Genomic DNA, 24,028 nt, shown 5'->3' with positions numbered 1-24,028 from the left:
CCGGGCAGGCCCACGCAATTCAGCAGTGCAAAGGCGCACAGAGGAGTTGTCAGGACGAAGGCGTCCCCACATGCGGTTTCGAGACCTCGGAGCAGCATCGTGTGGACGCCTTTTTTGTTTTGCGCATCGCCCCGGCGATGGAACCGATGGAGTCATGATGAAAAAGCTCAAACTGGTGATGGTGGGAAACGGCATGGCCGGTGTGCGCACGCTGGAAGAGCTGCTCAAGATCGCCCCCGATCTGTATGACATCACGGTGTTTGGCGCCGAGCCCCACCCCAACTACAACCGCATTCTGCTGTCCCCCGTGCTGGCGGGCGAGCAGACCATCGACGAGATCATCCTCAACGACTGGTCGTGGTACGCCGACAACCACATCACGCTGCACACCGGCTTCACCGTGACCGACGTGGACCGCGTGCGCCGCGTGGTCAGCGCCACCAGCAAAGACGGCACGGTGGTCACCGCCGAATACGATCGCCTGATCCTGGCCACCGGCTCCAACCCCTTCATCCTGCCCATCCCCGGCAAGGACTTGCAGGGCGTGCTGGCGTACCGCGACATCGCCGACACCCAGGCCATGATCGACGCGGCCGCCACCTACAAGCACGCCGTCGTCATCGGCGGCGGCCTGCTGGGCCTGGAGGCCGCCAACGGCCTCATGAAGCGCGGCATGCAGGTCACCGTGGTGCATGTGGGCGACTGGCTGATGGAGCGCCAACTGGACGACGTGGCCGGCAAGATGCTGCAAAAGTCGCTGCAAGAGCGCGGCATGCAGTTCTTGATGAAAGCACAGACCCAAGAGCTGGTGGGCAACGCCGAAGGCCGCGTGGCCAGCGTCAAGTTCAAAGACGGCACCGAGGTGCCCGCCGACCTGGTGGTGATGGCTGTGGGCATTCGCCCCAACACCGCGCTGGCCGAAAAAATGCGCCTGTACGTGAACCGCGGCATTGTGGTGAGCGACACGCTGCAAACCACCACCGACGCCCGCATCTACGCCGTGGGCGAATGTGCCGCGCACCGGGGCATTGCCTACGGTCTGGTGGCCCCGCTGTTTGAACAAGGCAAGGTGCTGGCCAACCATTTGGCCGAGTTCGGCATCGGCCGCTACCAGGGTTCGCTCACCTCCACCAAGCTCAAAGTCACGGGCATCGATCTGTTCAGCGCGGGCGACTTCCAGGGCGGCGAGAACACCGAAGAGATCGTGATGAGCGACCCCTTTGGCGGCGTGTACAAAAAGCTGGTCATCAAGGACGACAAGCTGGTGGGCGCCTGCCTGTATGGCGACACGGTGGACGGCAGCTGGTACTTCAAGCTGCTGCGCGATGGCCGCAGCGTGACCGACATCCGCGACAAGCTGATGTTTGGCGAGAGCAACATTGGCGACGTGGGCCACCAGGGCCACAACAAGGCCGCCGCCATGGCCGACACCGACGAGGTCTGCGGCTGCAACGGCGTGACCAAGGGCGCCATCTGCAAGGCCATCAAGGACAAGGGCCTGTTCACGCTGGATGAAGTGCGCAAGCACACCAAGGCCAGCGCATCGTGCGGCTCATGCACCGGGCTGGTCGAGCAAATCATCATGTTCACCGCCGGCGGCGACTACAGCGCCACGCCCAAGACCAAGGCCATGTGCGGCTGCACCGACCACGGCCACCAGGCGGTGCGCGATGCGATCCGCGCCAACAAGCTGCTGAGCATTGGCGACGTGTTCAAGTTCATGGAGTGGAAGACGCCCAACGGCTGCGCATCCTGCCGCCCCGCCGTCAACTACTACCTCATCAGCACCTGGCCCAAGGATGCCAAGGACGACCCGCAAAGCCGCGCCATCAACGAGCGCAGCCACGCCAACATCCAAAAGGATGGCACCTACAGCGTCATCCCCCGCATGTGGGGCGGCGAGACCACGGCCGACGAGCTGCGCCGCATTGCCGATGCGGTGGACAAGTACAACATCCCCACCGTCAAGGTCACGGGCGGCCAGCGCATTGACCTGCTGGGGGTGAAGAAGGAAGACCTGGTCAACGTGTGGAAGGACATTGGCATGCCCAGCGGCCACGCCTATGCCAAGGCGCTGCGCACCGTCAAAACCTGCGTGGGCAGCGAGTGGTGCCGCATGGGCACCCAAGACAGCACCCAGATGGGCAAGGACCTGGAGCGCGCCATGTGGCGCATGTACGCCCCGCACAAGGTCAAGTTTGCGGTGAGTGGCTGCCCACGCAACTGCGCCGAGGCAGGCATCAAAGACGTCGGCATCATCGGCGTGGACAGCGGCTGGGAGATGTACGTGGCGGGCAACGGCGGCATCAAGACCGAGGTGGCGCACTTCTTCACCAAGCTGAAAACCGCCGAGGAAGTGCTGGAGTACACCGGCGCGTTCTGCGAGCTGTACCGCCAGGAAGGCTGGTACCTGGAGCGCACCGTGCACTACGTGAACCGTGTGGGCCTGGACTACGTGAAAAAGCGCATTTTGGAAGACCACGAAGGCCGCAAGGCGCTGTGGGAGCAACTGCAGTTTGCGCTGGACGGCGAGCCCGACCCCTGGTTCGAGTTTGACAAAGCCGCCGTGGACACACGCCAGTTTGTGCCCCTGGGCGCCTGACGCCGCTGCCCACTGCCCCTGCCCGCCCCCAAACCACCAAGGAGCCCACCCATGCTGCAACGCCGATGGATTTTGAACGCCAGCGCTGGCGCCCTGCTGGCAGGCGCTGTGGGCGCCCCGGTGGCGGCGTGGGCCCAGTTGCAGGATGTGAACGATGCCATCAACAAGGCGGGCCGCCAGCGCATGCTGAGCCAGCGCATGGCCAAAGCCTGGCTCATGCTGGCCCACCAGGCCGATGCCAACCCGGCGCGCCAGGCGCTGGCCCAGTCCATCAAGCTGTTTGAGCGGCAGCTGGCAGAACTCAAGGCCTACGCCCCGCAGGCAGACATCCGCACCACCTACACCGACCTGGAAGCCGCCTGGAGCGCCTACAAAACCGTGCTGACCACGGCCCAGCCCTCCAAAGACGCGGCCAGCAGCCTGCTGCAGGCCGACGCCAAGGTGCTGGCCCTGGCCCACCAGGGCACCGTGCAATACGAAGCGGCCTCGGGCAAGCCCGTGGGCCATCTGGTCAACGTGGCCGGGCGCCAGCGCATGCTGAGCCAGCGCATGGCCAAGTTCTGCCTGGCCGCGATGCTGCAGGTGGACGCTGCCACCAGCACCACCGAAATCGACAAGGCGCGCAAAGAGTTTTTGAGCGCCAACGAATTGCTGCGCACCGCGCCGCAAGCCACCGACCGCATTCGCCAGGAACTGCAACTGGCCGACGGGCAATGGGTGTTTTTTGACGCCGCGCTACAGCGCATGCAAACAGGCGCCAACACGTTTCGCCAGGTGTCCGAGGTGTTTGTGACCAGCGAGAACCTGCTGGCCAGCATGGACCGCGTCACCGGTATGTATGCCGCCCTGGCCGCCTGACACAGAGCCCAGAGCCCCCCAACAACCACAAGGAATCGCCACCATGACTGAATGGACACTGATCTGCCGCATCGAAGACATCCCCGTGCTGGGCTCGCGCCGCGTTGCCCGCCCCCAGGGCCTGGATGTGGCGGTGTTCCGCAACGACGCGGGCGGCGTCTTCGCCCTGCTCGACCGCTGCCCGCACAAGGGTGGCCCCTTGTCGCAAGGCATTGTGTTTGGCACCCATGTGGCCTGCCCCATGCACAACTGGACCATCGGCCTGTGCGACGGCCAGGCATCGGCCCCCGATGAGGGCTGCACCCCCAAGTTCACCGTGAAGGTGGAGGACGGTGCCGTGTACCTGGACGCTGCAGAGCTGGCCACCGTGGCCACGGATTTGACGCGGCCCATCGCCGGGCCTGCACGCCGCACGCCGCACGGTGGGCGCGTAGGCGCGTAGGCGCGTAGGCGCAGGGTGCCTTGTGCGCCCGCCCCTTGCCAACAAGCCCAGCCCCCAGACCCCTGCGCCAGCCCCAACGGGCACCATAGCTATAAAAATAATAGCTGCTAGCGCTTATAAATAAAGCGCTAGCGCCGTAAAACATTCAAAGCCACACGCCATGCAAGAAACCAAATCTACCTGCCCCTACTGCGGCGTAGGCTGCGGCGTGATCATTGAAAGCGACGGTGCACAGATCACCGGCGTGCGGGGCGACCCGAACCACCCCGCCAACTTTGGCCGCCTGTGCACCAAGGGCTCGACGCTGCACCTCACGGCCAGCAGCCCCATCACGCTGCAGACCCGGCTGCTGCAGCCCTTGCACCGCGCGCAACGCAGCGATGCCCCTCGGCCGTTGTCGTGGGATGCGGCCCTGGGCCTGGCCACGGACAAGTTTGCCCACACCATCCAGCAGCACGGCCCCGACGCCGTGGGTTTTTACGTGAGCGGCCAGCTGCTGACCGAGGACTACTACGTCTTCAACAAGCTCGCCAAGGGCCTGATCGGCACCAACAACATCGACACCAACTCGCGCCTGTGCATGAGCAGCGCGGTGGCCGGCTACAAGCAAACGCTGGGTGCCGACGCGCCGCCCGCCTGCTACGACGACGTGAACCACACGCAGTGCCTGTTCATCGTGGGCAGCAATGCGGCCTGGGCCCACCCCATCCTGTTCCGCCGCATCGAAGACGCACGCGCCGCCAACCCGGGCATGAAGGTCATCGTGGCCGACCCCCGCCGCACCGACACGGCGGGCATGGCCGACCTGTTCCTGCCCATCCAGCCCGGCAGCGACGTGATGCTGTTCAACGGCATGCTGCACATCATGCTGTGGGAGGGCTGGGTCGACACCGCCTACATCGCCGCCCACACCACGGGCTTTGACGAACTCAAGGCCCTGGTGCGCGACTGCACGCCCGAGCGCGTGGCGCAGACCTGCGGCATCAGCGTGGCCGACCTGACCACGGCCGCAAAGTGGTTTGCACAGTCCAAAGCCACGCTCAGCCTGTACTGCCAGGGCCTGAACCAAAGCAGCAGCGGCACCGCCAAGAACGCCGCCCTCATCAACCTGCACCTGGCCACCGCGCAGATCGGCAAACCCGGCGCAGGCCCCTTCAGCCTGACCGGCCAGCCCAATGCCATGGGCGGGCGCGAGGTGGGTGGCCTGGCCAATTTGCTCAGCGCCCACCGCGACCTGGCCAACCCCCAGCACCGTGCCGAGGTGGCCGCGCTGTGGGGCGTGGTCGATGTGCCCAGCAAGCCGGGCAAGACGGCGGTGGAGATGTTCCAGGCCGCTGCCGACGGCGAGATCAAGGCCCTGTGGATTGCCTGCACCAACCCCGCGCAAAGCATGCCCGACCAGGCCACCGTGCGCCGCGCGCTGCAACGCGCCGAGTTTGTGGTGGTGCAGGAAGCCTTTGCCACGGCAGAGACCGCGAAGTACGCCGACCTGCTGCTGCCCGCCACCACCTGGGGCGAGAAGACCGGCACCGTGACCAACAGCGAGCGCCGCATCTCCCGCGTGCGCACGGCCGTGCCCGCACCCGGCCTGGCGCGCCACGACTGGGCCATTGCAGTGCAGTTCGCGCACCAGCTGGAGGCGCGCCTGCGCCCCGGCCAGCCCACGCTGTTTCCCTACACCACCGACCATGCAGACCAGGGCGCCGAAACCGTGTGGAACGAACACCGCGAAAGCACCCGCGGCCGCGACCTGGACATCACCGGCCTGTCGTGGGAGATGCTCGAATCTGCTGGCCCGCAGCAGTGGCCGCTGCCCGAGGGCGTCACCACCGGCAAGGCCCGCCTGTACGAAGATGGCGTCTTCCCCACCGCCGACGGCCGTGCGCGTTTTGCTGCGCATGCATGGCAACCCACCGCCGAGCCCCGCGAATCGCGCTACCCCTTCAGCCTGACCACGGGCCGCCTGCGCGACCAGTGGCACGGCATGACCCGCACCGGCACGCTGGGCCGCCTGTTTGGCCATGTGGCCGAACCCAGCCTGCAGATGCACCCGCAGGACATGGAGCGGCGCAAGCTGGCCAGCGGCGACCTGGTGCATGTGACCAGCAAGCGCGGCTCCATCGTGGTGCCCGTGCAGGCCGACACCACGCTGGGCCTGTCGCAGGTGTTCATGGCGATGCACTGGGGCAGCGAATTTTTGAGCGGCGTGTCCTCCACCGGCGAGCGGCTGGCGGGTGTGAATGCGCTCACCACCTCGGCGTTCTGCCCCACCTCCAAACAGCCTGAGCTGAAACACGCGGCCGTCAAGGTGCTCAAGGCCGAACTGCCGTGGACGCTGCTGGCCATGGCCTGGCTGCCTGCCGAAGGTGCACTGGCAGCGCGCGAAGCCTTGTCTGCGCTGATGGCGCAGTTTCCCTATTTTCAGTACACGAGTTGCGTGCCCTTCAGCAACAACACCCCGCTGGATGAGCCCGGCCGCGAGCGCACTGGCGTGCTGCTGCGCGCCGCCGCCCACGAGGCACCGCCCGATGCGTTGATCGCACAGATCGAAGCCCTGCTGGGCATGTCAGGCGCCGACACGCTGCGCTATGCCGACAAAAAACGCGGCCAACGCCGCGCCGCACGGCTGGCGCGCCAGGGCGACAACACCACGCTCGAAGGCATCGTGCTGGCTGGCGACACCAGCGCCGAAGGCTGGCTCAAGACCCTGCTGCAGGAAGAGCTTCCTGCACAGACCTACGGCCGCCTGCTGCTGGTGCCCGGCGCCAAGGCCCCCGTGGCCGTGCAGTCGCGCGGCAAACCGGTGTGCACCTGCTTCAACGTGACGGACGCCGCCATCACCGCCGAGCTGGCACACTGCCACGGCACCGACGACGACCGCCTGGCCCAGCTGCAAGGCAAGCTGCGCTGCGGCACCAACTGCGGCTCGTGCCTGCCCGAACTCAAGCGCATGGTGCGCACCACCGGGCAGCTGGCGTCCAAACCCGCGACACAGGCCGTCATATAACCAAAAGTTGTCTGGGTTGCGCCAAAATAGCGCCCCACCCACCTCACTGCCACAACCACCGCACCAGGACTTGTGCAACAGGGCTCCAGCTAGGCATCTCGGCGCAGACAGTACGCCTGTACGGCAAGCCGAAATAACGACGCTGGAGCCCTGTTTCACAAGTCCCGCCACACAAAACCATGGCTATCAGTCAGTACATCAAGGAAATCGGTCGCGGCCCGCGCGGCTCCAAGCCGTTGACGCGTGAGCAGGCGGCCGACCTGTTTGGTCAGGTGCTGGACGGCAGTGTGACCGATCTGGAAATTGGCGCCTTTTGCCTGGCCATGCGCATCAAGGGCGAAACCCCCGAGGAGATGTGCGGCTTTCTGGACGCGACGCACCAGCGGCTGGCCAAACTGCCAGCCACCAGCCGCGCCACCATTGTTCTGCCCAGCTACAACGGCGCCCGCAAGCTGCCGGTGCTGACCCCGCTGCTGGCCCTGTTGCTGGCACGCGAGGGGCTGCCCGTGCTGCTGCACGGTATGCGCACAGAGGCACGCCGGGTTTTGGCATCAGATGTGCTTGAAGCGCTTGATATCAAAGCGCTGGCAGCTCCTGAAATAATAGCAAATGGACAGGTGGCACACATCCACACCCAGCACCTGCACCCCGGCCTGGCGCGCCTGCTGGCCGTGCGGCAGGTGGTGGGCCTGCGCAACCCAGGGCACAGCGTGGTCAAGTTGATGAACCCCTGCGCGGGCCCAGCCGTGGTGGTCACGGCCTACACCCACCCCGAGTACCTGGACATGCTGCACGCCACATTCACCAGCATGGGGATGACTGCCCTGCTCTCGCGCGGGCTGGAAGGCGAAGTGGCCACCGACCCGCGCCGCACGCCCCGTTATGACGCATTCTTGGCGGGCCAGCACCGCCTGCTGGAAGAGCAGCAACCTGGCACCGCCGCCGAAGTGCCCGGCCTGCCCACCGAAATCGACGTAGCCACTACGGCCGAATACACGCGGCAGGTGCTGGCAGGCGCCCTGCCGGTGCCCCCCGCGCTAGCGCGGCAGGTGGAACATATCTTGCATCTTGCAGCTCATATTTCTTGAGAGACACCCAGCATGAGCAGCCCTACCTTTCCCACTTCCGACCCGGCCCGCCCCCATTTGGGCACGGGCGGGCAATGCACCTTGGTGGGCGCTGGGCCAGGAGACCCAGAGCTGCTCACCATCAAGGCACTCAAGGCCATCCAGGCCGCCACGGTGCTGCTGGTGGACGACCTGGTGAGCGACGCCATCGTGGCCCACGCCTCACCCAGCGCCCGCATCGTGTACGTGGGCAAGCGCGGTGGCTGCAAAAGCACGCCCCAGGCGTTCATTGAAAAGCTGATGCTGATGGCCGTGAACGAGGGTGAGAACGTGGTGCGCCTCAAGGGGGGCGACCCGTTCATCTTTGGCCGTGGCGGCGAAGAGGTGGAACATCTGCGCGCGGCAGGCGTGCCAGTGACGGTGATCAATGGCATCACGGCGGGTCTGGCCGGGCTCACTTCACTGGGCGCACCGCTCACCCACCGCGAGCACGCACACGGCGTGGTATTTGTCACCGGCCATGCCAAGCCCGGCGACACCGGCACCGACTGGAAAGCCCTGGCCCGCACCGCCAGAGACGCCAAGCTCACCCTGGTGATTTACATGGGTGTGAGCGGCGCCGCCACCATCGAGCAAGAGTTGCTGAGCGGCCTGCCTGCGCACACGCCGGTGGCCATCATCCAGCACGCCAGCCTGCGTCACCAGCGGCACGCCATCACCACTCTGGGGCAGCTGCAGGCCACCATCACAGCACAGGGGCTGGGCAGCCCCTCGGTGATTGTGGTGGGAGATGTGGTGCGCGGGGTGGCGCTGGCCACGCAGGATGCGGCTGAGGCTGCACCCCAGGCCCGCCGCGCGACCTGATTACGCCTTTGGGGGCAGCACCGGGGCCTGCGCACTGGGCGCTGCCCCCACCAGTTACTGCCCCGCCGTCTGGCGCACCTCGGCAAATCGCGCAGCCAATTCCTTGCGCAGTGTTTTGCGCATCAAGGCGGCATCCCAGCGGCGGCGCTCATCCGGGGTGGATGGCGTCAATGCCGGCACGGCCACCGGCTTGCGGTTTTCATCCACCGCCACCATGGTGAAAAAGCAGCTGTTCACATGGCGCACCACCTGCGAGCGAATCTCTTCTGCCACCACTTTGATGCCCACTTCCATCGACGAGCTGCCGGTGTAGTTCACGCTGGCCAGAAACGTCACCAGTTCGCCCACGTGGATGGGCTGCAGAAACATCACCTGGTCCACGCTCAGCGTCACGGTGTAGCAGCCCGAATAGCGGCTGGCGCACGAATACGCCACCTGGTCGAGCAACTTGAGGATGGCGCCGCCGTGCACGTTGCCCGAAAAGTTGGCCATGTCGGGCGACATGAGCACGGTCATGCTGAGTTGGTGTGAAGGGATGTTCATGCTGCGATTTTAGGAGTGGGGCCCGATCCGCTGGACCATGCTTTGCGCCAGATCACACAACATGCACGCGCCGTGCCTGCTTCGCTACACTCGCGCGGGCATCCGAGGCTTTCCTTCTTGGATGCAAGGGAGGAACCAACAATGATCGAAATAGAAAAACTCAACGAATTCACCGAAAGCCACGGCGCATTGCGCACTGGCAAGGGGCTGGTGTCTGGCGTCATCGCGCTCACGCTGGCCATTTTGTGCCTGCTGGGCGTGCTGGCGTTTCACTTTCCGCAGTACCTCACCACGCCCGAGCTGCGCAAGAGCTACGACGTGAACGTCATCCGCACCATCATGCTGGCGGCCATGGCCATTGCGGGGGGTATCTCGCTGGTCAACATCCTGTTCAACCGCGCCCGGTGGCTGGCAACGTTCGCCTTCGCCATGGTGGCCTTGGCAGCCTTGCTGGGTGGGCACAAGGTAGAGGTGGACCCGAACTTCCCGGACCACACGCCCTACATTGGTCTGGACTGGTTCATCCTTGATCTGCTGGGCAGCTCGCTGATCTTCATCTTCATTGAAAAGCTGTTTGCCCACCGCAAAAACCAGCCTGTCTTCCGGGCCGAGTGGCAGACCGACTTCCACCACTTCATCGTGAACCACATGGTGGTGGGCTTTGTGCTGCTGGCCACCAACCTCATCGTGCACAAGTTCTTTGGCTGGGCCGCCAACGACGGCATTCGCGGCTGGGTGCAGGGGCTGAACTTCTGGGTGGCGCTGTTCCTCATCATTTTGGTGGCCGATCTGGTGCAGTACTGGACGCACCGCGCCTACCATGAGGTGCCGCTGCTGTGGCGTCTGCACGCCGTGCACCACAGCGTCAAAAGCATGGACTGGATGGCCGGCTCGCGCCAGCACATCCTGGAGCTGATCATCACCCGCTCGATGGTGCTCGCGCCCATCTATGTGCTGGGCTTCAGCAAGGAAGTGATTGACGCCTACATCGTCATCGTGGGCTTCCAGGCGGTGTTCAACCATGCCAATGTCAGCGTGCGACTGGGCCCGCTGCGCTACGTGCTGGTCACGCCCAACTTCCACCACTGGCATCACAGCCAAGACCAGGAAGCGCTGGACAAGAACTACGCGGCGCACTTCGCGTTTCTGGACTACCTGTTCGGCACCGCCGTCAAAAGCACCAAGCTATGGCCTGAGCACTACGGCGTGCTGGGCGACTATGTGCCCAACGGGTTCATCAAGCAATTGAAGTTTCCGTTCACCTGGAAAGGCTAGGAACGCGCTGCGCGCATCTGCAGCCTGAGCTGGCCTGGTGCGTGTACGGCGCCCGCGCGATGCGTGCACCCACCCGCTGGTCGTCGTTCCGCAACAACACCTGGAAACAAATAAACAAGAACCATTCTCAATAAATTTACAATGCACGGCTCCGTTAGCAAGCCGTGCGTCCTGAAGGGGCTGCGCCGCCAGCCAGTGTCCTCACCCTCCCCTTCAGGAACCCCGCATGCGCTCATCGTGCCCTGCTGGCAGCCGCCGTGTTGCCGCCCCCAGCCTGCATCCCATTGCCCTGGCCGTCGCCGTCTTCACCTTCAGCCCCGCCTGGGCCCAAACGGGCACTGACGCACAGCAGCCCGCCGAGCAGACACCAGTTAGCGCCCCCGATGAATTGGTGCAAGAGCCCAAAGCGCTGGGGAGCATCACCATCTCTGGCGCACGCGAAAGCGCCTCCACGCGCCTGCCCCTGACGCCGCGCGAAACCCCGCAGTCCACCAGCACCGTGACCCGCGCGCAGATCGAGCGCCAGTCGCTCACCAGCATTGATGCGGTGCTGCGCAACGTGAACGGCATTGCGGTGAGTTTTTATGACACGCAGCGCCCGCTGTACTACGCGCGCGGCTTCCAGATCACCGACTTCCAGACCGACGGCCTGCCCAGCTACAGCAGCAGCACCAACCAGGAATTCGACACCGCGCTGTACGAACGCATCGACATCGTGCGCGGTGCCAACGGCATCCAGACCGGTGTGGGTGTGCCTTCGGCCACCATCAACATGATCCGCAAGCGCCCGCAGCGCGAGTTCGCGGCCTCTGTGGCGCTCACGGCAGGCTCGTGGAACCTGTATCGGGGCGAGCTGGACCTGAACGCACCGCTCAACAGCGACGGCAGCGTGCGCAGCCGCCTGGTGGTGGCCCCGCAGAAGAAAGAGAGCTTCCGCGACCGCTATTCTGAGGACAAGACCGCCCTGCTCGCGGCGGTAGAGGCCGACATTGGCCAGTCCACCGTGGTGGCACTGGGCTACCAGCGCCAGTCCAACGACCCCAAAGCGCCGATCTGGGGCACCATCCCGCGTTTTGCCACCACGGGTGCGCCCATCGACCTGCCGATCTCCACCAGCTTTTCACCATCGTGGACACGCTGGGAGCGCACCTCCGGCACGCTCTACGCCACGCTGGACCACCAGCTCAACGACGACTGGAGCCTGAAGGCGGCGCTGAACCACACCGAGGGCGACACCTTCCGTCTGAGTACCTACGGTTACGGCGCCACCACGTCCAGGGCCCCATTCATCGACCCCGTGACGGGCGCGGGCACCACGCTGTATGCCGCTGTCAACGGCGGCAGCGAAAAGCAGGACACGGTGGACGCGTACCTGTCGGGCAAGTTCGAGCTGGGCGGCCGCAAGCACGACCTGGTGGTGGGCATGAGTTCCACCCGCACCGCCTCGCGCACCGATGGCTACACGTCCGTGGCAGGCTGGAGCTACGTGATCCCCAACATCTACACCTGGGACGGCAATGCGCCTGCGCCCACCTACTCCAAGACAGGCGCCTGGCGCACGCAGATCACGCAGCAGACCGGCCTGTTCGCCTCGGCACGCTGGCGCGTGACCGATCCGCTGTCGGTGCTCACTGGCCTGCGCCTGACCGACTGGCACCGCCACTCCGACACCTATGGCACCACCGGCGCCTACGCGGGCCGCTCGGCCATCCAGGACGAGAACCGCAAGGTCACGCCCTTCATCGGCGCGGTGTACGACATCACACCCACGCTGTCGGCCTACGCCAGCTACGCGCGCATCTTCAACCCGCAGAACTACAAGGACCGCAACAACACCCCGCTTTCGCCCGTCATCGGCAGCAATGCGGAGGCCGGCCTCAAGGCCGAGCTGTTTGAACGCCGCATCCAGGCGCACTTTGCGGTGTTCCAGACCAAGCAGGACAACTTCGGCGTGCGCGACGGTGCCATCACCACACCGCTGCCCGATGGCACCCTGCCCTATGTGGCCGTGAATGGCACCAAATCCACCGGCTTCGAGCTGGAGTTTGCGGGCATGGCCACCCGGCAGTGGCGGGTGAGCGCGGGCCTGACCCGCGCCAAGGTCACGCGCGCGCCCACCGACCTGATCTACGCCAACATGCCCGACTACCTGCTGCAGCTGGGCACGGACTACCAGCTCTCCGGCGCGCTGGCGCCGCTGTCGGTGGGCGGCAACCTCACCTGGCAAAGCTCCATTGAAGGCTTCAACATCCCGCACCCCAGCGGCACGGTAACGGTGAAGCAGTCGCCCAAGGCCCTCCTCAACCTGCGCGCGTCCTGGCAGTTCAACCCCAAGCTCAGCGCCACGGTGGCGGTGAACAATGTCACCAACCAGAAGTACTGGGCCAATCTGGACTACGGCAACTACGCGGACCCGCGCAACGTGAGCGTGACGCTGCGCGCGGCGTTCTAAGCATCCCCCTGTGCGGCTGCGCCGCTTCCCCCTTCTCTCGAATGGCCGCGCCATTCGGGAAGGGGGACACCGCCAGCGCGGCGGGGCGGCCCTTGCGCGGCGGTAGCTGGCACGATCAGCGCGTGTTCCACGGGCGGGGGGCTACGGTGCAGGCAAAGTCGGCACAATCAGCCCTTTTTGCCAACCGCATTCACACCCCGTGCAGACGATCCCTTTTTTTGATGCCGTCATCATCGGCGCTGGCGCCGCTGGCTTGTTTTGCGCAGGCCAGGCGGGCCAGCGGGGCCTGAAGGTCTTGCTCATCGACCACAGCGAGAGGGTGGCCGAGAAGATCCGCATCTCGGGCGGCGGGCGCTGCAACTTCACCAACCGTGACCTGGATGTGCGGGCGCCGCACAAGCACTTTGTGGGGCAGAACCCGCAGTTCTGCCGCTCTGCCCTGTCGCGCTACACCCCGGCAGACTTCATTGCGCTGGTGCAAAAGCACGGCATCCCCTTCCACGAGAAGCACAAGGGCCAGCTGTTTGCCGACCGTTCGGCCGAAGACATCATCCAGATGCTGCTCGCCGAGTGCGAAGCAGGCCAGGTCACGCGCTGGCAGCCATGCAGTGTCAAAAACATAGCCTTTTTGGCCTCTGGCGCAGATGGATCAAGCGCTGGCAGCTATCAAATTGATACCAGCCAAGGCCCTGTGCTCACGCGCAGTGTGGTGGTGGCCACGGGGGGCTTGTCGATTCCCAAGATCGGAGCGACGGATCTGGGCTATCGGCTGGCGCAGCAGTTCAGCATTCCGCTGGTGGAGCGGCGCCCCGGCCTCGTGCCGCTCACTTTTGACGGCGCGGGCTGGCAGCCCTATGCCCAACTGGCGGGCCTGGCATTGCCGGTGCAGATCAGCACCGGCAACAAAAAGGAGCGCATGGCGTTTGATGAGGATTTGCTGTTCACCCACCGCGGCCTGTCGGGCCCGGCGGTGCTGCAAATCTCCAGCTACTGGCGCGAGGGCACGCCCCTGGCCGTGAACCTGGCGCCCACGGTGGACTTGCCAGAAGCGCTGCAGCAGGCCAAGGCCCGCTCGCGCAAGCTGATTGCCAACGAGCTGGCCACGCTGGTGCCCAGCCGCCTGGCCGATGCATGGGCGCAGCGCGAGGCCGAATGGCAGCGCCCTGTCAATGAAGCTTCTGACAAAGCCCTGGCCAAGCTGGCTGAGCAACTGGCGCGCTGGGAGCTGACACCCACGGGCACCGAGGGCTACAAGAAGGCAGAGGTGACGCTGGGCGGCGTGGACACCAAGGCCCTGTCGCAGCAGACCATGGAGTGCAAGGCCCAGCCGGGGCTGTACTTCATTGGTGAGGTGGTGGACATCACGGGCTGGCTGGGCGGCTACAACTTCCAGTGGGCCTGGGCCAGCGCATATTCCTGCGCGCAGGCGTTGCCACTGCCGCAGGCAGAGCCTGCTGGCGCTGCGCACTGACGAATGGGTAAAAGTCCATCAGGCCAGCACAGCAGCCTCGCGCACCGGCGCGCCCGAGGGCTGGTGCTGGCGGGCCCAGGCCTCCAGCTCCTGCACGGGCAGCGGCCGGCTGAAGTGGTAGCCCTGCAGCTCCTCACAATCCAGCGCACTCAGCACCTGGGCCGTGGCCAGGTCTTCCACACCCTCGGCCACGATACGTAGCCCCAGCGTGTGGCCCAGCGCGATGATGGCGCGGGTGATGGCCATGTCGGCAGGGTTGGAGAGCATGTCGCGCACAAAGGATTTGTCTACCTTGAGGCGGTCGATGTCGAAGCGCTTGAGGTAGGCCAGGCTGGAGTACCCGGTGCCAAAGTCGTCGATGGCCAGCTGCACACCTAGCGCCTTGAGCGCCGCCAGTTGCTGCTCGGCCGCATGGGCGTTGTCCATCAGCTGGGACTCGGTGATCTCCAGCTCCAGCCGGTGCGCGGGCATGCCGGTGCGCAGCAGCAGCGCCTCGATGTCGGCGACCAGCGCGGGGTCGGACATCTGCGCGGCCGACAGGTTGACCGAGATCGACACCCGGGCCAGCGGGTGCGGCGATGCAGCATCGCCCACGCCCGCATCCAGCACCAGCTGCTGCCAGCGCACCCACTGCTCGCAGGCCTGTTGCAGCACCCAGCTGCCAATGGCGCGGATCATGCCGGTCTCTTCGGCGATGGGGATGAACTCGCTGGGCGGTATGGAGCCCAGCACCGGGCTGGTCCAGCGCAGCAGTGCCTCCACGCCCAGCAGTTGGGCGCCCTGGGCGCTCAGGCGCGGCTGGTAGTGCAGGCTCAGCTCGTGGCGCTCCAGCGCGCGGCGCAGTTGCTGCTCCATGGTCTGGCGGGCCACGGCGCGCTGGTCGGTCTCGATGGAATAGAACCGGGCCATGTCACGGCCAGTGGTCTTGGCCTCGTACATGGCGGCATCAGCGCGGCGCATGAGTTCGTCAATGTCGCCGCCGTCCTCGGGGTAGACCGCAATGCCCACGCTGCACGACACATTCAGCTCGTGCCCCTCGACCGGGTGGCTTTGGCGAATGAGTGGAATCAGCCGCCGCTCTACCAGTTGCTGCACGTCCTCGCGCCCGGCCACGTCGCGCATCACCACCACAAACTCGTCGCCGCCCAGCCGGCTCACCGTGTCGCGGCTGCGCACGGCCTGCGTGAGGCGCGCGGCCACAGAGCGCAGCAGGCCGTCGCCAATGTGGTGGCCCAGCGTGTCGTTGATGGCCTTGAAGCGGTCCAGGTCGATGAACAGCACCGCCACCTTCTCGCCCGTGATGGGGGCCTGCGCCAGCGCCATCTGCAGGCGCTGCACACACAGTGACCGGTTGGGCAGCTCGGTAAGCACATCGTGGTGCGCCAGAAACTGGATGCGCTCCTCGTTGAGCTTGCGGTCGGTGATGTCGATGGCAATGCCGATGTGATTGGCCACCGCGCCGCCCTTGCTCTCGCGCACGGCCGACACCATGAGCCAGGCCGGGTAAGTCTCGCCCGAACGACGGCGAAAACGCACCTCCCCCTGCCAGGACTCTTTCTCGGCCATGGTGCGGCGGATCTGTGCAGACAGCGGCTCGCCCCCGGCCTCTTCCAGCAGCGAACCCATGCCTTCGCCGATGAGTTCGTAGAAGTCGTAATGCGTGCTGCGGCAGAACGCCTTGTTCACGCTGATGATCTGCTGCTCGGCGTTCATGATGATGATGCCCTCGGACGAGGCCTCGAACACCTTGGCCCACAGCTCCAGGCGCTGCTCCATCACCTTGAGCACGTTGATGGGCGTGAAAGCGGTGAGCACCGAGTCGCGCCCCTGGAACTGCAGGCGCCGCGCCGACAGCACGGCCCAGGATGGCTCGGGGCTGCCCTTCCAGCGCACTTCAAACTCATCGACCGAGCCCTGGTCCGCCAGGCGCTGGAAGAAGCGCGCGCGCACGCCGGGCTCCAGTCCCGCAGCCCAGGGGTCGGTTTTGCGGCCGCCCAGCCATTGGGCGGCGGGCGCGTTGGAGTGCAGCACCTCGTGCTCGGGGATGGAAGTGACGACCATGGGGATGGGGAAGGCCTCCACCAGCTCGCGCTGGGCCTCGGCCGCGCGGGCGCTGGCGGCCAGCTCCTGCTGCAGCACGCGGTCGCGGTCGAGCTGCGACAGCATCTCGTTGAACGCGGTGACCAGGCGGCCGATTTCGTCGCGGCTGTTCCACTGCGCGCGCAGCGTGTGATCGCCGCTCTTGCGCACCTCGTCGGCCACACGGGCCAGCTGCTGCAGCGGCTTCGCGATCTGGCGCGCGACCAGCGTGACGAGCGAAAGGATGCAGCCCAGCAGCACCAGCGCCGTCCCCAGGTGCAACCACATGCGCGCAAACAGGCTGTCGGCGCGCTGGTTCAACAGGCGCTCCAGGTCCACAATACCCACCGACCACGCATCGCGCAGCGCGCCCAGCACCAAGGCCTCCTGCACACGCACCTCTGCCACTGTCAGGCGCGACTCGCCCGATGCGATGCCCTGCAGCAAGGCCTGAAAGCCCTCCTGCGCTGCCTTGAGCGCCTCGCGCTGGCGCACCAGCGCGGCACGCATCTCGGGCGAGCCTGCAATGAAGGCCTGGTTGTAGTCCGACTCGATGCCCAGCATCACTGCATCCAGCCGCCCCACCAGTGTCAGCAGCTCGGACGACCACTGCGACCCGCGCCGCGATGGCGCCGCGTTCAGGAAGCTGACGGTGTCATGCACCGCCTGCAGCAGCTCGGGAAACCGCAGTACCACCAGCGACATCACGTAGTAGCTGTCCAGGTCCGGGTCCAGGATCAGGTTGGACTGGTTGCCCACCGTGGTGAGAAGCTCGCGCCCCTCGCGCAGCAACTGGCTGCGCTGGCGGGTGAGCGTCTGCGGATCGACGCTGGACGAGCCCCCTTGGGGCAGCCCCGCCAGTTGCTGCAGCGCCACGCCAAACCGCTGGGCGACCTCGGCCGTGCGCAGCTGCTCGTCATGGGCCGCGCGCACGGCCTCCAGCCGGATGAGCACATCGGCCACCGGCGGCGGCTGCTGCGACGCGTCCAGAAACTGCCCCATCAACCCGTCACGCACCACCGCCGCATAGGTCGTGCCCACCACTTCCTTGCGCGTGAAGTCGATCGCCAGGTACTTTTCGTGGATCAGGATGCTGGAAACGTAGATCACCGCCGTCAGGTCCAGCAGATAGATGAGCATGAGCTTGCGGCCCACACTGAGCCGGCCCAGCCAATCCGATACGCGGTGCATGAATGCCATGGTGTCTGCGGCAGGGCCGCCCGGGCGGATGGCCAGGGCTCCCCACCGGTGAATAGGAGTGTTACAACATGAAGCAACTTCCGCGCCATTGCGGTGCATTCCGTCCGAAAGCAGCCCGCCCAGCGCCCTGCCCACGGGCACGCGCCCACCCCTTGCGCCATGGGCGTGGATAAAGGCTATAATCTCCGGCTTTGCTGGCAATGCCCCGTCGGCCAAATACTAGTTACAGACGGGGAAACCGCTTTGTACGGACTTGAGGCCCGATCTCCCCAAGCCCCTCTGCAGGCACCATTTGGAAAACATTAGCTAATGACTACGATCCGCGTAAAAGAAAACGAACCCTTTGACGTTGCCCTGCGCCGCTTCAAGCGCACCATTGAAAAGCTCGGCCTGCTGACCGACCTGCGCGCCCGTGAGTTCTACGAAAAGCCCACCGCCGAGCGCAAGCGCAAGAAGGCTGCTGCCGTCAAGCGCCACTACAAGCGCGTTCGCAGCATGCAGCTGCCCAAGAAGCTGTACTGATCGCAACCGGCCCAGGCCGACGCACAACCCGCGCTAGGGACGCCAAGCGCGGGTTTTTTGTTTTCAGGATTTGCACAAAGCCACTTCAGCGTCGTTGTGCCGCCTTGCCGTAGCTGAACTACTGTCTGCGGCGACACGCCTAGCCGAAGTGGCTTTGTGCAAATCCTGTCGCTCACCTTTAGGAGATCACCATGAGCCTGAAAGCCCAAATCACTGAAGACATGAAAACCGCCATGCGCGCCAAGGACTCGGAGCGCCTGGGCACCATCCGCCTGCTGCAGGCGGCCATGAAGCAAAAGGAAGTGGACGAGCGCGTGGAGCTGGACGATGCGGCCATCGTCGCCATCGTGGACAAGCTCATCAAGCAGCGCAAGGACAGCATCGCCGCCTTCGAGGGCGCGGGCCGCCAAGACCTGGCTGACAAGGAAAAGTCTGAAATGGTGGTGCTGCAAGCCTACCTGCCAGAGCGCATGTCGGCCGAAGAAACGCTGGCCGCCGTGAAGGCCATCGTGGCCGAAGTGGGCGCCTCGGGCCCCGGCGACATGGGCAAGGTGATGGGCGTGGTCAAGACCCGCCTGGCCGGCAAGGCCGACATGGGCCAGGTGTCTGCCGCCGTGAAGGCTGCGCTGGCAGGCTGATCACCTCCTCCGCCCCCACAGCAGTCTCTTTTTGATAGCTGCCACCGCTCTGTACACGGGCGGTGGCGGCTATTTTTGCTTTGAGCCCGCCCGCAAGCGGGCCAGAGAAGCGCCAGAGTAGTGAATGGCCACGGAAGATGGTGGCACCTGCGCTACAGCACCAACGCCTTCATGCCGGTGAATGCGTGGCCTGGGGGCTTGGGGCACCGCGGGCTCGCTTGCCATCAGACACAGCCAGTCCCAACAATCACTTCCACAGCGCCCCTCTGCATGAGCCCCGGCAATCCGTTCGTTGTTTCGCTGAAAGCGATAGCCACCGCTCTGCTGTGGGCCGTCAGTCTGGTCGCCGGGGCCAACGCCTCCGGCACCGCCGTTGCGGTGGCCGCCACCCCCGCGATTGATTTCACCCCGGCGTAAAAGGCCTACATCGCCAAGGCAGGCGCCATCAAGATGTGCGTGGACCCCGACTGGGGGCTGGGATTGGCCGTGGTCGTGGCGCTGTACATCTATCGGAACAATCGCAAGCTCCAGGCAGCCCTGACCGCCAGCCAGGAAGCCCGCGAGGCCTTGCGGCTGTCTGAAGAGCGCCACCGCTTTGTGGCCGACAACGTGCCTGACGCGATCTGGACCATGGACCTTCACGGGCGCAACACGTACGTGAGCCCATCGGTGGAGCGGATGCGGGGCTATACCGTGACCGAAGCCATGCAGCAGACGATTGACGAAGCGCTCACGCCTGCCAGCGCAAAAATCGCGTAGGCGGGCGTGGCGCCGGACATCTCCGAGCGCAAGCGCACCGAGCTGGAGTTGCAGATTGCCGCCATTGCCTTCCAGTCACAAGACGGCGTCATCGTGACCGATGCCCACAAGGCCATCTTGCGCGTGAACCCTGCATTCAGCCAGATCTCAGGCTACGCACCCCACGAGGTCATCGGCAAGACACCGCGCATGTTGCGCTCAGATCGGCACACGCCCGATTTCTACGACGCCTTGTGGACATCGATTGAAACCACGGGCATGTGGCACGGCGAGCTCTGGAGCCAACGCAAGAACGGCGAGGTGTACCCCGAGCAGATCACCATCACTGCCGTCAAGGATGGCAACGCACAGGTCACCCACTACGTGGCCGTGCTGCGCGACATCACCGAGCGCAAGCGGCTGGAGCAGGAAGTCAACCATCTGGCGTTTTTTGACAGCTTGACGCAATTGCCCAACCGGCGGTTGTTCAATGACCGGCTGGGCCAGGCCGTGAAGCGTGCCCAGCGCACGTCATCGTCGTTGGCTTTGATGTTTGTGGATCTGGACAAATTCAAGCCCGTCAACGACACCTACGGGCACGCAGCAGGTGACTTCATGCTGCAGACGGTGGCAAAACGCCTGAGCGGCTGCCTGCGGGCGTCCGACACGGCGGCGCGCGTGGGCGGGGACGAATTTCTGGGGCTGTTGCCCGACATCCCCTCAGGCGCCGATGCGCTGGCCGTGGCGGAAAAAATCCGCTCGGCGCTGGCAGAGCCCTGCATTTCGCCCGAAGGGATCGAGCTGTGCATCTCGGCCAGCGTCGGCATTGCGATCTACCCGGAACACGCGGGCAGCGTGCATTAACTGCTGCGCCTGGGTGACCGCGCCATGTACGAAGCCAAGAGCGCGGGCGGCAATCGGGTGAAGCTGTTCAGCCCCGAGGATGGAGCTGGCCATTCAGCCGCCTGACAGCGCCCCACCACCGGAACGCCCTGCACCGACGAACCCCCTAAGCAAGTACCGCCAGCGATGGAAAAACGGGACTGGTCTTGCACCCTGCCCATAGGGAATCAGTCACTTTTTGATAGCTACCAGCGCTTTATTGGCGGTCGCTGGCGCCGGAAATGGCAATGAAAAGTCAGGACTCGTATGCCCGCATCTGCCATGCCTGTGGCAAGCGCGTCACGCCAGGATCAGCGCGCACCCCACCACCGCCATGGCGGCACCTAGCCAGGCGCCCCAGGCAGGGCGTTGCCCGGTGCGCCACCACAGCAGCGGCAGCAACAGCACCGGCGATACCGACGACAACATGCCCACCAGCCCGGCGCTGCCATGTTGCAGCGCTTTCAAGATAAGCGTCATGCCCAGGGCCATGGCCAGCGCGGCACTGGCAAAGGTGTAGGCCAGGTCGCGCCACTGCAGGGCAGACTGCACCCGCGCCATCTGCAGCCCTGTGCACCACAGCAGCGCATGGCAGGCAAAACCCGCCGTCATCCGCACCGCCGATGCGGCCACCGGGTCCAGCCCCGCAGCCATTGCGGGCTTGAGCACCAGCGTGCCCACCGACTGCCCCAGGGCCGACAGCAGCCCCAACGCCACGCCCGCAGCCAGTTGGCCCTGCGTGGCCTCCAGCCGGTGCGCCGCGCCCTCGCGCCTGCCCAGGGCAATGGCGCCCATTACGCCGCCCACCAGCAGCACGCCGCCGGGCACAGCCCAGCCTTTGAGCGACTCGTCCAGAAACAGCGCCGCCAGCACCACCGTGAACAGCGAGTGCGTGGCAAACAGCAGGCCCGAACGGCGTGGCCCCAGCCGGTTCATGCAGGCGAACAAGGCGGTGTCGCCCACAAAGATGCCAATCACGCCCGACAGCACCAGCAGCCCTATGGCCTGCCAGGCAGCAGAGCCACCATCACTCCACAGGCTGCGCCATTGGCCCGTGGCCAGCGCCATGCCCCACAGCAGCAGCGCGGCAAACACCATGCGCCAGCGCGTGAAGGCAAACGCCCCCATGCGCGCCGAGGCGGCTGCCGAAAACAAACTGGCCGTGGCCCAGGTGGCAGCGGCCAGCAAGGCCAGGCTTTCAGGCGGCAGCCACCCGCTCCACGCCGGGGCGCTCATGCCGCACCTTGCGCAGCAGGCACGGCGCTGGCCCAGGGCCGGTGGCGAAACTGCTCCTGCAAAAATTCAACGCACACCCGCACCTTGGCCGAGCGTTCCAGCCGCGTGGGGTACACGGCCCAGATATTGGCCTCCTGCCGCCACTCGGGCAGCACCTGCACCAGCTGGCCGTTTTGCAGCAAGGGGGCCACGTCCCACAGCGAGCGCAGCGCGATGCCACGCCCATCCACCGCCCACTGCACCACCATCTCACCGTTGTTGGCCGACAAGGGACCGCGCACCTTCACCGCCTGTTCCTGCGCGCCCTGGCGCAGGCGCCACACGCCAAAGGGGTGGTCGCGCTCCTTGATCACCAGGCAATCGTGCCCCGGCAGTTCGGCCAGCGTGCGGGGCGTGCCGCGCCGCGCCAGGTAGGCGGGGGCTGCGCACAGCACGCGGTGGTTGTCGGCCAGGCGGCGCGCAATCAGGTGCGGCGCGATTTCGTCACCCACGCGCACGTCCAGGTCAAACCCCTCGCCCGCCACGTCCACCAAGCGGTCAAACACCTCCAGCCGCACTTGCAGGCCGGCGTGGCGTTCCACCAGTTGTGACAGCACCGGCGCCACCACGCTGCGGCCAAAACCAAAGCTACAGCTCACCCGCAGCAGGCCGCGTGGCTCAGCGCGGGTCACGGCCACTTCCTGCAGCAATTGGTCCATGTCGTCCAGAATGCGCAACGCCCAGTGGAAGACGCGCTCGCCCTCTTCCGTCACGCTCATACGGCGGGTGGTGCGGTGCAGCAGCTTCACGGCCAAGTCCTCTTCGAGCAGGCGGATGCGCTTGCTGACAAAGGCGGGCGAAGCGCCCAGCTCTTGCGCGGCCTCGGCAAAGCTGGCCTTGCGCACGACGATGGTGAAGACGCGCAGGTCGTCCGGCGACGGGTTTTTATGCACGATGTGTAAACAATGAGGCCACAGAGCGCGGATTGTATTTGCCGGAGATAGGGCGAAAATGCCCCCACTGACAATCCAACACCCTCAAGGAGACCCATGTCCAAGACCTACCAGATCGCCGTGCTTGCCGGAGACGGCATTGGCAAAGAAGTCATGCCCGAAGGCCTGCGCGCCACCATGGCCGCCGCCAAGCGCTTTGGGCTGGACTTGCAGCTGCACACCTTTGAATGGGCCAGCTGCGACTATTACGCCGAGCACGGAAAGATGATGCCCGACGACTGGAAGGCGCAACTGTCGGGCATGGACGCCATCTTCTTCGGCGCTGTGGGCTGGCCCGCCACCGTGCCCGACCACGTTTCGCTGTGGGGTTCGCTGCTCAAATTCCGACGCGAGTTCGACCAGTACATCAACCTGCGCCCCGTGCGTTTGTTTGAAGGCGTGCCCTGCCCTCTGGCCGGCCGCAAACCCGGCGATATCGACTACTACGTGGTGCGCGAGAACACCGAGGGCGAATACACATCGCTGGGCGGCGTGATGTACGAAGGCACCGACCGCGAAATCGTCATCCAGGAATCCGTCTACTCGCGCCACGGCGCCAATCGCCTGCTCAAGTTCGCTTTTGACCTGGCCCAAAGCCGCCCCAAGAAGCACGTCACCCTGGCCACCAAGAGCAACGGCATCGCCATCAGCATGCCCTGGTGGGACAAGCGCGCCGACGAAGTCGCCAAGGACTACCCAGAGATCACGCTGGACAAGCAGCACATCGACATCCTCACCGCCCGCTTTGTGCTGCAACCCGGCCGCTTCGACGTGGTGGCCGCCACCAACCTGTTTGGCGACATCCTCTCGGACCTGGGCCCGGCCACCACCGGCACCATTGGCCTGGCCCCCTCTGCCAACCTGAACCCCGAGCGCAACTTCCCCAGCCTGTTCGAGCCCGTGCATGGCTCCGCGCCCGACATCTACGGCAAGAACATCGCCAACCCGATTGCGATGATCTGGTCCGGCGCGCTGATGCTGGACTTTCTGACGCAAGGCCAGGGCGCAGGCCGCGCGGCGCACGACGCCATGGTGAGCGCCATCGAAGAAACCATCAAGAGCGGCCCGCGCACGCCCGACCTGGGCGGCACGGCCAACACCACCCAGGTGGGTGAGGCGATTGCCGCACGCATTGCGGCGGGCTGAAACACAGGCACAGGCGCGCCCGGTGCGGTGCGCTC

Annotated in this window: 19 protein-coding genes; 15 read left to right on the top strand and 4 right to left on the bottom strand. The window is 65.5% G+C overall.

Annotated elements, in window-relative coordinates:
• Nucleotides 1–157: 157 nt before the first annotated feature.
• From nirB to cobA, 6 genes are all read left to right on the top strand, one after another.
• A complete protein-coding gene (gene nirB / locus IHV84_RS04830; RefSeq protein WP_198846029.1) occupies nt 158–2,602 on the top strand; it encodes a nitrite reductase large subunit NirB in 2,445 nt (814 codons plus the stop codon).
• A gap of 54 nt (nt 2,603–2,656) precedes the next feature.
• The gene (locus tag IHV84_RS04825) at nt 2,657–3,460 is read left to right on the top strand and encodes a type IV pili methyl-accepting chemotaxis transducer N-terminal domain-containing protein (RefSeq protein ID WP_370541194.1); all 804 of its coding nucleotides are present in this window, start codon (nt 2,657–2,659) and stop codon (nt 3,458–3,460) included.
• A gap of 43 nt (nt 3,461–3,503) precedes the next feature.
• Nucleotides 3,504–3,902, top strand: a complete 399-nt coding sequence (gene nirD / locus IHV84_RS04820) for a nitrite reductase small subunit NirD (protein WP_198846027.1) — start codon at nt 3,504–3,506, stop codon at nt 3,900–3,902.
• Nucleotides 3,903–4,062: 160 nt separating this feature from the next.
• Entirely contained in the window at nt 4,063–6,909 is a 2,847-nt protein-coding gene (locus IHV84_RS04815) for a nitrate reductase (protein ID WP_198846026.1), read from the top strand.
• A gap of 179 nt (nt 6,910–7,088) precedes the next feature.
• Complete coding sequence (gene ybiB / locus IHV84_RS04810) at nt 7,089–7,997, top strand: DNA-binding protein YbiB (protein WP_198846025.1); 909 nt, start codon at nt 7,089–7,091, stop codon at nt 7,995–7,997.
• 12 nt (nt 7,998–8,009) lie between these two features.
• Nucleotides 8,010–8,840 carry a uroporphyrinogen-III C-methyltransferase gene (gene cobA, locus IHV84_RS04805; protein ID WP_198846024.1) on the top strand — a complete coding sequence of 277 codons (831 nt, stop codon included), beginning with the start codon at nt 8,010–8,012 and terminating at the stop codon, nt 8,838–8,840.
• A gap of 54 nt (nt 8,841–8,894) precedes the next feature.
• On the opposite strand, the gene IHV84_RS04800 is transcribed toward cobA, so the two are convergent.
• Complete coding sequence (locus IHV84_RS04800; protein ID WP_066692565.1) at nt 8,895–9,383, bottom strand: acyl-CoA thioesterase; 489 nt, start codon at nt 9,381–9,383, stop codon at nt 8,895–8,897.
• Between the two features lie 141 nt (nt 9,384–9,524).
• Here IHV84_RS04800 and IHV84_RS04795 point away from each other — a divergent pair, with 141 nt between their 5' ends.
• From IHV84_RS04795 to IHV84_RS04785, 3 genes are all read left to right on the top strand, one after another.
• Complete coding sequence (locus tag IHV84_RS04795) at nt 9,525–10,658, top strand: sterol desaturase family protein (protein ID WP_198846023.1); 1,134 nt, start codon at nt 9,525–9,527, stop codon at nt 10,656–10,658.
• 226 nt (nt 10,659–10,884) lie between these two features.
• Entirely contained in the window at nt 10,885–13,110 is a 2,226-nt protein-coding gene (locus IHV84_RS04790; protein ID WP_233099723.1) for a TonB-dependent siderophore receptor, read from the top strand.
• A 199-nt stretch (nt 13,111–13,309) separates the two neighbouring features.
• A complete protein-coding gene (locus tag IHV84_RS04785) occupies nt 13,310–14,581 on the top strand; it encodes an NAD(P)/FAD-dependent oxidoreductase (RefSeq protein WP_198846022.1) in 1,272 nt (423 codons plus the stop codon).
• Nucleotides 14,582–14,599: 18 nt separating this feature from the next.
• Here IHV84_RS04785 and IHV84_RS04780 read toward each other — a convergent pair whose 3' ends face one another.
• Nucleotides 14,600–17,860: an EAL domain-containing protein gene (locus IHV84_RS04780; protein WP_198846021.1), complete on the bottom strand. Its 3,261-nt coding sequence runs from the start codon at nt 17,858–17,860 to the stop codon at nt 14,600–14,602.
• Between the two features lie 309 nt (nt 17,861–18,169).
• On the opposite strand from IHV84_RS04780, the gene rpsU reads away from it, so the two are divergent.
• The 5 genes from rpsU to IHV84_RS04755 all read left to right on the top strand — a co-directional run bounded on the left by rpsU (nt 18,170) and on the right by IHV84_RS04755 (nt 20,622).
• The gene (gene rpsU / locus IHV84_RS04775; protein ID WP_007833691.1) at nt 18,170–18,382 is read left to right on the top strand and encodes a 30S ribosomal protein S21; all 213 of its coding nucleotides are present in this window, start codon (nt 18,170–18,172) and stop codon (nt 18,380–18,382) included.
• 191 nt (nt 18,383–18,573) lie between these two features.
• Nucleotides 18,574–19,020 (top strand): GatB/YqeY domain-containing protein, encoded by a 447-nt coding sequence (locus tag IHV84_RS04770; protein ID WP_044398339.1) that lies wholly within the window; start codon nt 18,574–18,576, stop codon nt 19,018–19,020.
• A 270-nt stretch (nt 19,021–19,290) separates the two neighbouring features.
• Nucleotides 19,291–19,437, top strand: coding sequence for a hypothetical protein (locus IHV84_RS04765; protein ID WP_156445156.1), 147 nt, complete (start codon nt 19,291–19,293; stop codon nt 19,435–19,437).
• 33 nt (nt 19,438–19,470) lie between these two features.
• Nucleotides 19,471–19,779, top strand: coding sequence for a PAS domain S-box protein (locus IHV84_RS04760; protein WP_198846020.1), 309 nt, complete (start codon nt 19,471–19,473; stop codon nt 19,777–19,779).
• A 6-nt stretch (nt 19,780–19,785) separates the two neighbouring features.
• On the top strand, nt 19,786–20,622 hold the full coding sequence (locus IHV84_RS04755) for a sensor domain-containing diguanylate cyclase (protein WP_198846019.1): 837 nt from the start codon (nt 19,786–19,788) through the stop codon (nt 20,620–20,622).
• Between the two features lie 318 nt (nt 20,623–20,940).
• Here IHV84_RS04755 and IHV84_RS04750 read toward each other — a convergent pair whose 3' ends face one another.
• Together IHV84_RS04750 and IHV84_RS04745 are read right to left on the bottom strand one after the other, a co-directional pair.
• On the bottom strand, nt 20,941–21,876 hold the full coding sequence (locus tag IHV84_RS04750) for a DMT family transporter (protein ID WP_233099722.1): 936 nt from the start codon (nt 21,874–21,876) through the stop codon (nt 20,941–20,943).
• Nucleotides 21,873–22,808, bottom strand: coding sequence for a LysR substrate-binding domain-containing protein (locus IHV84_RS04745; RefSeq protein WP_198846018.1), 936 nt, complete (start codon nt 22,806–22,808; stop codon nt 21,873–21,875). Before IHV84_RS04745 ends, IHV84_RS04750 begins: the two co-directional genes overlap by 4 nt.
• Before the next feature lie 96 nt (nt 22,809–22,904).
• Between IHV84_RS04745 and IHV84_RS04740 the strand changes: the two genes are divergently transcribed.
• A complete protein-coding gene (locus IHV84_RS04740; protein ID WP_198846017.1) occupies nt 22,905–23,993 on the top strand; it encodes a tartrate dehydrogenase in 1,089 nt (362 codons plus the stop codon).
• Nucleotides 23,994–24,028 lie beyond the last annotated feature (35 nt).

This window comes from Acidovorax sp. IB03, assembly GCF_016406015.1.
GTDB lineage: Bacteria > Pseudomonadota > Gammaproteobacteria > Burkholderiales > Burkholderiaceae_C > Acidovorax > Acidovorax temperans.
This window is presented reverse-complemented; position numbering and strand designations above follow the sequence as displayed.

What these genes read in the sequence shown, in the direction of transcription:
- nirB (WP_198846029.1), top strand. Translation starts at nt 158, where the DNA reads ATGAAAAAGCTCAAACTGGTGATGGTGGGAAACGGCATGGCCGGTGTG.
- nirD (WP_198846027.1), top strand. Translation starts at nt 3,504, where the DNA reads ATGACTGAATGGACACTGATCTGCCGCATCGAAGACATCCCCGTGCTG.
- IHV84_RS04815 (WP_198846026.1), top strand. Translation starts at nt 4,063, where the DNA reads ATGCAAGAAACCAAATCTACCTGCCCCTACTGCGGCGTAGGCTGCGGC.
- ybiB (WP_198846025.1), top strand. Translation starts at nt 7,089, where the DNA reads ATGGCTATCAGTCAGTACATCAAGGAAATCGGTCGCGGCCCGCGCGGC.
- cobA (WP_198846024.1), top strand. Translation starts at nt 8,010, where the DNA reads ATGAGCAGCCCTACCTTTCCCACTTCCGACCCGGCCCGCCCCCATTTG.
- IHV84_RS04800 (WP_066692565.1), bottom strand. Translation starts at nt 9,383, where the DNA reads ATGAACATCCCTTCACACCAACTCAGCATGACCGTGCTCATGTCGCCC.
- IHV84_RS04795 (WP_198846023.1), top strand. Translation starts at nt 9,525, where the DNA reads ATGATCGAAATAGAAAAACTCAACGAATTCACCGAAAGCCACGGCGCA.
- IHV84_RS04790 (WP_233099723.1), top strand. Translation starts at nt 10,885, where the DNA reads ATGCGCTCATCGTGCCCTGCTGGCAGCCGCCGTGTTGCCGCCCCCAGC.
- IHV84_RS04780 (WP_198846021.1), bottom strand. Translation starts at nt 17,860, where the DNA reads ATGGCATTCATGCACCGCGTATCGGATTGGCTGGGCCGGCTCAGTGTG.
- rpsU (WP_007833691.1), top strand. Translation starts at nt 18,170, where the DNA reads ATGACTACGATCCGCGTAAAAGAAAACGAACCCTTTGACGTTGCCCTG.
- IHV84_RS04770 (WP_044398339.1), top strand. Translation starts at nt 18,574, where the DNA reads ATGAGCCTGAAAGCCCAAATCACTGAAGACATGAAAACCGCCATGCGC.
- IHV84_RS04765 (WP_156445156.1), top strand. Translation starts at nt 19,291, where the DNA reads ATGAGCCCCGGCAATCCGTTCGTTGTTTCGCTGAAAGCGATAGCCACC.
- IHV84_RS04760 (WP_198846020.1), top strand. Translation starts at nt 19,471, where the DNA reads ATGTGCGTGGACCCCGACTGGGGGCTGGGATTGGCCGTGGTCGTGGCG.
- IHV84_RS04750 (WP_233099722.1), bottom strand. Translation starts at nt 21,876, where the DNA reads ATGAGCGCCCCGGCGTGGAGCGGGTGGCTGCCGCCTGAAAGCCTGGCC.
- IHV84_RS04740 (WP_198846017.1), top strand. Translation starts at nt 22,905, where the DNA reads ATGTCCAAGACCTACCAGATCGCCGTGCTTGCCGGAGACGGCATTGGC.